The sequence below is a fragment of the Clostridia bacterium genome (assembly GCA_014360065.1).
GTDB lineage: Bacteria > Bacillota > DSM-521 > Neomoorellales > JACIYF01 > JACIYF01.
Genome location: JACIYF010000191.1, coordinates 1 through 3,447 on the forward strand (window position 1 = coordinate 1; position 3,447 = coordinate 3,447).

A 3,447-nucleotide genomic window follows, 5' to 3' on the forward strand; every position below is an offset into this window, starting at 1 on the left:
TTACAAAAGTGGGAGCTTCAGGCCCCTGGCTCTCGTCTCCTCCTTCTTCTGGCCAGAGCCCGGCGGACGCCGACTACCACCAAGTACATGATCAGTACGTTTATTATACCGACTAGGACCGCATAACCCCAAGAAGGAAACGGCTCGAGGTACTCTACAAGACTACGATGGAGGTTTGGGTCCATTATGAGGACTACATGGCGAAGCCACAGAAGGCTTTCGCATAACGCGATAAGTACGTAGAGAGCCACGCCTTCTAAGCGACAGAAAATCTGAAGTTCGGCCAGTTTGTAACCGACTATTCCCCAGAGGGCTCCTACCATAAGGAGCAAGGGCCACTTCAGCCACCGCCTCATGAGGCCACCTCCTAGATCCTGTCGATGAAGATAGGGTTGCACCAGACATCCGACGGCTCGCTGCCATCGGTGGCAGTAAACTCAAACTTCACCACGTAGAACGTATCGTTGGGAGGAGGTGGCAAGGTTACGTACGTTTCCGTCCCAGGGTTGGCAATATTCCTTATGGGATTGCGCCAGGCATCTACTATCCGCACCATGGTGCACCTCCGTCCGGTTACCGGCTGCTGAACCAGCTTGAACTGAAGTTGGCCTTGGGCGCTGACCTTGATCACGCTGCCCTGGACAGTCCCGTTTACGGCAAAAACCCCCAGGTCCTTACGCCCGGAGGCGCTCACGTGACCAGATCGGATAGCGTTCCATATGGATGATCTCAGGTAATACTGATAGTCCTGCGTGTAGACCCAACTGAACCCTCTATTGCCTGGGTACGTTTCGTAGAACTCCATCCAAGAATGCCAATCCGTATTACCAACGCCGACAACGAATTTCCCCGTTGCGATGGTATCTGCAAGGTTTACCCGAAGGAGGTCAAACCATTTGTTCTTCGTTTCTTCGCTGGCTATATACTCATACGAAAGCAGCTCGATGGCCCGGAACCCAGTCACATTCCATTTCTGCCAAGGAACACCTCTATAGGGGTGAGCTATAACCGCAAACGAGAAGGGGGCATAGTGGCCATTTATGGCGTTGATTAGTTGCTGGTGAGTGAGGTCTTGATTGTTTGTTGGGTATCGAGCCAGCGGATTCATTGAGGCAATAGCCCAACGCATGCGCTTCTTCATAGCAGATCTCTTGTCCACCTACATACTCACAGTACTCACGGGTGCCTATCTCAGCGCCAGGAGCAACCACGACCGCGTGGCTGGTCTGGGCATTATTACATTGAGCGACATAGGTCGGCCAGTTTTCGTTTATACCATTTTCATGGTCGGTGACTATAATCCAGTGGAAACCAGAATTTGCAGCATAGTCAGCAAGCGCGGATATTGTCCACACCCACGAGTCAGGGCTCCAAGAAGAATGGATATGCCCATCTCCCCCGTGCCAGTAGGTCCGCACCGGTAGCTGTAGGATTACGACGTTGGTTTGGCTTGCCAGGACATGAAGGGTGCCTTCGGACTCGATCCGCAGCCCAATGTCAATGGCCGCCTTATCTCCAAATTTGAGGTTATTGGCTGGAAGTCCTACGCTTACGGGCCCTCTAAATGCTTTCCCGAGTACTCTGTTGGCTTCAGGGGAGCCGGGATGTTGAGAAAGGAATCCGAGAATCTCTTCTGGCTTTTGGGTCACGACCTCTAGCAGCACCTCTTGGTTCAACGTCTGGGCTCGGTAAGCGCCATTAATGCCGAGCACGACCTCCTTGACCGCAGCCCGCACAGGGTTCGGACCCAGGTTAATGAGATAAATTGGCGGATACGCTTTTGTTGGACACTCCTTCCAAAGCTCAAGCTCCATCAGAGTCACAAGCATCAGGCGGTTTCCGTTGGCCAGGGCGAAACTGTCCGCTTTTAGATGGTCACGGTAAATGGCTTGCGACGGCTGGGTGGAGCTGGCGGAAGCGGAGGGCAGAATCGATGTGCTGGCGATGAACAGGACTACTAGGAGCACTCCCAGGATGCGACGCTTTATAAGCCTCTACCTCCCGATTAGGCTTGGGATGCTGCCGAAACGTCTCGTATGCTAGGCCACTGGCGCTGGCTCCGGAGGGCATCGCTGGCGATCCGTACGGCTCCCCCCTCGTCCTCCGGCAGGCTTCCCGGCCAATCGGACGTCCACGTCCGTGGCCGGCTCCGGACATCGTGTCCTTCGGCCCGCCTCCGGACTCGGCTTCGCCGACGTCTCGCGAAGCTCGCCCAAAGTCGCCTTGCGCCAGAGTGCCAGGCATTTTCATACTTCTTTCGGATGCACCGATTTCGCCGTGAGTGAGCCGATTCCCCTTCGGTTAGATTTTAGCTGAGTGATCGCGCGCATGAACTTCAAGCCCTAGACTTACCCAAACCTTGTATCCTACCTCAACCACCCCCTTAACCGGACCTTTTTCGCTTACTGTGTTCCATTTTCATCATTGGTTCGGAAAGACCAGGCTTGGCGATAATTGCTTTGTCACTTTTCTTCGGGCCCAGTGAAACCCAAGGCATCATTGATCTCTCGGACTTGAGCCCGAGTCGGAAACTCGTTAGGCATGACAGCAGCCAGTTGGCGAAGCTCCTTTGTGGTTATTTCCATAGGCCTAGCCGGTTGGCTATTAGGTGAGATGAGTGCGTATGTGTGTCCGGATACTCCAAATTCCAGGGTAGACAGCCTCGTCCAAAAATGAGGCTCTAGGCCTCTAGTCTCCAGGCACGACCCAACCTCTTTGAAAAATAGTGTACTCATAAATATATAGCGGTCAGCATTAAGAAGCCCGACCAATCGATCAGTCTGGGACTTGGCGTTATGGTACTGCTCAATTGCATCACTTGCTTGTTGGAGCATGTGCACAGCTAGCCTGTAATTGTTTTCAGCCTCTCTGTCGATCCTCGGGCAAGCCGTATTCAGTAGGATTGCCAGGAAGAGAACGTTTAGGGCCAGTGAAACAGCCAACACCACTTTTAGCCTCATTAATGCTGGACCCCCGTTAATGGGTATTAATGGGATGCCTAACACTCACCACCCCAGTCCACATAAAAAATGGGTACAGAGCGCCCCTGGGAAGTACACTGTACTTAATCTGACCTTGGGGCCACAACTGCACCCAAGTATAGGCACTAACTATAGTCTAAGCAGGCTTGGCCAAGTTCCTAACTTCATCCGGAAAATAATTATCTTGGCCAAAGATGAGGCCTATGCCACCTATACCATCACGACTGACCATAGCTGTCAAGTATGCTTTATCATTGTCTATACCGTAGATGAACCCTATTGTCAGAATGCTTGTCCCTGCCTTGCCTTCTATGAAGGCATCAATGGTTCCGTGCAACACTGCTTGACCATTGCTAAGTTTTGCATATTTAATCCACTGGTGAGGTGACAATGTAAAAGGGTATCGTACATCTTTGACTACCAATGACCCTTCGCCCTTAATGTTACCTAGCTGATCCCCCATAAG

The 3,447-nt window shown here is 52.2% G+C and carries 5 protein-coding genes; all 5 read right to left on the reverse strand.

Annotated elements, in window-relative coordinates; all coding sequences use genetic code 11:
* Positions 1-17: 17 nt before the first annotated feature.
* A complete protein-coding gene (locus H5U02_14740; GenBank protein MBC7343677.1) occupies positions 18-356 on the reverse strand; it encodes a hypothetical protein in 339 nt (112 codons plus the stop codon).
* 11 nt (positions 357-367) lie between these two features.
* Positions 368-964, reverse strand: a complete 597-nt coding sequence (locus H5U02_14745; protein ID MBC7343678.1) for a hypothetical protein — start codon at positions 962-964, stop codon at positions 368-370.
* A 25-nt stretch (positions 965-989) separates the two neighbouring features.
* Positions 990-1,712 (reverse strand): PHP domain-containing protein, encoded by a 723-nt coding sequence (locus H5U02_14750; GenBank protein ID MBC7343679.1) that lies wholly within the window; start codon positions 1,710-1,712, stop codon positions 990-992.
* Positions 1,713-2,462: 750 nt separating this feature from the next.
* Positions 2,463-2,960 (reverse strand): hypothetical protein, encoded by a 498-nt coding sequence (locus H5U02_14755; protein ID MBC7343680.1) that lies wholly within the window; start codon positions 2,958-2,960, stop codon positions 2,463-2,465.
* A 157-nt stretch (positions 2,961-3,117) separates the two neighbouring features.
* Positions 3,118-3,405, reverse strand: coding sequence for a hypothetical protein (locus H5U02_14760; GenBank protein MBC7343681.1), 288 nt, complete (start codon positions 3,403-3,405; stop codon positions 3,118-3,120).
* Positions 3,406-3,447 lie beyond the last annotated feature (42 nt).